Raw genomic sequence first — 3082 nt, forward strand, 5'->3', positions numbered from 1 at the left:
GGAGTCGCTCAGCGGTGCGCGAGCCTTAGCTGCTGCCGCACTTGCCCTCGCCACACTTGCCTTCGCCGCCATCCTTGGAACCGCATTTGCCTTCCCCGCACTTGCCTTCGCCGTCATCCTTGGCGCCGCACTTGCCCTCGCCACAGCTGCCTTCGGCCAGCTGCAGATAGCCGCTCTCGAGCTGTTCGGTGACGAAGGGGTTGTCGCCGGCCTGGGCCAGATTGGCGACGCTCAGGCTGCCGACGAGGGTGGCGCCGGCCATCAGGGCAGCGGGGGTCATGATCTGCTTGGACATGGAAACACTCCGAAAGACATAGGGTTCATAGACTGATCGCCCTGACGGCAGCCCCGGTCGGCTTGCACTGGGTCACTTGCCTGGGTCACTTGCACTGGGTCAGTGGCTCTCACTCGCTAAGGACCGCGGTGGTCGGTGGAATCTTTCAGCCGCTGTTGATGCCGATGGGCTGATCACACGCACGGCCTGCATCGAGGTGCGCGATCGCTGAGGATGACGCTTTGATGAAGCCCTAGACTGAAACGCCCGGGGTGAGCCTAGCGTTGATCGCTGGCTGCAATGATCTTGCGCCTGAGCCGGTCCGTTCTCGGTAGAGTCCTGTCAGTGAACATCCTAACCGAGGGCCGAAGAACAGTATGCAAGCCACCACCCCATCGCACTTTCCTGACCACGACCTGGAATCGGCGCCGAAAGACGCCAACGACTCGAGGCCCTGCGGCGCTTCACCACTGCGGTCGTGGAGGCGCGTGGCTGGGTCGATGCGGCAGACGTCACTGCCTTTCAGGAGGCCGGCTTCGACCCGCAGCAGGTCCTGGAGGTGATCCTCGGGGTCGGCATGAAGACCCTGTCGAACTACACCAACCACATCGCCGGTACCGAGCTGGATGCCGCTTTTCAGCATCGTGCCTGGCCGGCGAGTGAGGCCGATGCCTGAGGGGGCCGGGGTGTCGAAAAGCCGAGCATCAACCTCGCTCGGGAACACAACGCCGAGTCCAGAGTTGGTCTCGGCGTTATCGTTGTCTACACTGCAGCCCATTGATTCTTCGCCTCGGGCCCCGCGCGATGACGCCACTGGGACGTACCACGCTGCTCCTGCTCTCGGTCATCAGCCTCGGAGCTGTCGCTGTGCCGGCGTCCGAGCCTGTGCCCAAGCCCGAGCCCCTGCCAACGCAGCCTGATGCGAACGCCATCATCGTCGAGGAGATGGTCCCGCTGCGCGAGGCCCTGACCCCCCTGATCCAGGCCGCGCAAGCCGACTACGCGATCCCCGGTCTCAGTCTGGCGCTGGTGCGCCACGATCGTATCCTCTGGCTCGAGGGCTTCGGCCTCGCCGAGCCCGAGCAGCAACGCCCGGCCCAGGCCCAGACCCGCTACCGGGCCGGCTCCTTGGCGAAACCGATCACCGCGCTGCTGGTCCTGGCCCAGCAGGCCCAAGGCAGGATCGACATCGACCAGCCGGTCGGCTCAGCGCTACCGGGCTTTCGCCTCCAGAGCCGCTTCGATCAGACCGCGCAGCCGATCACCCTCCGCCAGCTCCTGAGCCATCATGCCGGGCTGCCCTCCGATCTGAACAAGGGTCTCTGGTCCGATGAGCCCTTCACCCAAGTGCGCGAGCGCTTGCGGGATGAGTATGCCGCCTTTCCCCCGAACCTGATCTTCAACTACTCCAACCTCGGCTACAGCCTGCTCGGTCATCTGCTGCAGGTCGTCACGCAAACGCCCTTCGCCGAGCACGCCCAGCAGGCGCTGTTTGAGCCGCTGGGCTTATCGCAGACCCGATTCGCCGCACAGCCGACGTTCGATGACGCCTTTGCCATGGGCCACCGAAACGGCGATCGTTTTGCGCCGCTGCCGCTGCGCGATCTGCCCGCGCAGGGCTTGGAGACCAGCGCCGCGGACATGGCGCGCCTGAGCATCGCGCTGCTCTGTGCCGGTGAGCTTGAAGGCAAACAGCTCATTGAGCCGAGCCTGATCGAGGCGATGATCGAGCCGCAGAATGCCGATATCGCGCTCGACAAGGGCCTGAGCGTCGGCCTCGGCGTCTTCCTCGAGCAGCAGAGCATCCCCGGAGCAACGCGCGTCGTGCGCCACAGCGGCAACAGCCTCGGCTACACCGCCGAGTGGGTGCTGTTGCCAGAGCAAGGTCTGGGCGTGGTCGTCCTGGCCAACGCCGGCCATGCCGAGCGCGTGGTCACGCCGCTGGCCGAGGCCATCCTCACCCATGCCATGACGCTTGAGCCCGAGCCGATCCCGGCTGACCTGTTCGTCGCGGCCGCGAAGACGCCGCCAACGCCAACCGATGCGACGGAGCCGACAGAGACGCTCCCGGCCGAGGGTCATTTCGCCACCGACCTTGGTCTGATCGCGATCCAGCCACAGCGGGATCGCCTCTGCGCCTGCATGACCGGCGAGCAGCTCGACCTGATGCCCTATCCACAAGGCTGGATCGGCGCCGCGCCGTCGGATCAACGCGGCGACGCGTCCGAGTCCGAGCCCGCGCGCCTGGGCAGCGCAAGCTTGCGTCGACTCCGGGAGCTGCGACTGCAGACGCGCCGGATCGAAGGCCGCGAGGTCCTGGTTGCCGACACCCCGCAGGGTGAGCGCATCATCGGCGAGAAGGTGCCGCAGGAGCCGTTACCGCCAAGTTGGCGCGAGCGTCTCGGCGCATGGCGCATTCTCAATCCAGACCCCGGCTTTCCGGTCACCGACCTCAAGCTCAAGCTCACCGATGGCAAGCTCTGCCTCAGCTATCGGATGCCGGTGCTCTCGCCGGATCGGATTCAGGTGCCGCTGCGCACGGTGACCAACGAGCGCGCGATCCTGCTCGGACTGGGGCGCACGCGCGGGGATTCGGTGCAGATGGTTGATCACGAGGGCCAGACACGGCTGCGTTGGTCGGGATATCTGGCCGAGCCGGTTGGTCGTTAGCCGCTTGCATCAATGGCCGGAATGCCATCGCGATCCGGTCCGCCGGCGTGGATCGCCTCGACCGGAACCAGGCTGTTGTCGAGATCAAAGCCATTGAGCTGTCGAGCATTCGCGGCGCCGTCTAGCAGCAGACTGGCA

The 3082-nt window shown here is 65.9% G+C and carries 3 protein-coding genes; 2 read left to right on the plus strand and 1 reads right to left on the minus strand.

The window, feature by feature from the left end:
• Positions 1–25: 25 nt before the first annotated feature.
• Positions 26–295, minus strand: coding sequence for an HvfA family oxazolone/thioamide-modified RiPP metallophore (locus tag ACY693_RS17430; RefSeq protein WP_462323078.1), 270 nt, complete (start codon positions 293–295; stop codon positions 26–28).
• A 457-nt stretch (positions 296–752) separates the two neighbouring features.
• Here ACY693_RS17430 and ACY693_RS17435 point away from each other — a divergent pair, with 457 nt between their 5' ends.
• Both ACY693_RS17435 and ACY693_RS17440 read left to right on the plus strand, forming a co-directional pair.
• Positions 753–950, plus strand: a complete 198-nt coding sequence (locus ACY693_RS17435) for a carboxymuconolactone decarboxylase family protein (protein ID WP_462323079.1) — start codon at positions 753–755, stop codon at positions 948–950.
• Between the two features lie 128 nt (positions 951–1078).
• A complete protein-coding gene (locus ACY693_RS17440; RefSeq protein ID WP_462323080.1) occupies positions 1079–2944 on the plus strand; it encodes a serine hydrolase domain-containing protein in 1866 nt (621 codons plus the stop codon).
• The last annotated feature ends 138 nt before the right edge of the window (positions 2945–3082 follow it).

This window comes from Halochromatium sp. (assembly GCF_054919635.1).

What these genes read in the sequence shown, in the direction of transcription:
- ACY693_RS17440 (WP_462323080.1), top strand. Translation starts at nt 1,079, where the DNA reads ATGACGCCACTGGGACGTACCACGCTGCTCCTGCTCTCGGTCATCAGC.
- ACY693_RS17430 (WP_462323078.1), bottom strand. Translation starts at nt 295, where the DNA reads ATGTCCAAGCAGATCATGACCCCCGCTGCCCTGATGGCCGGCGCCACC.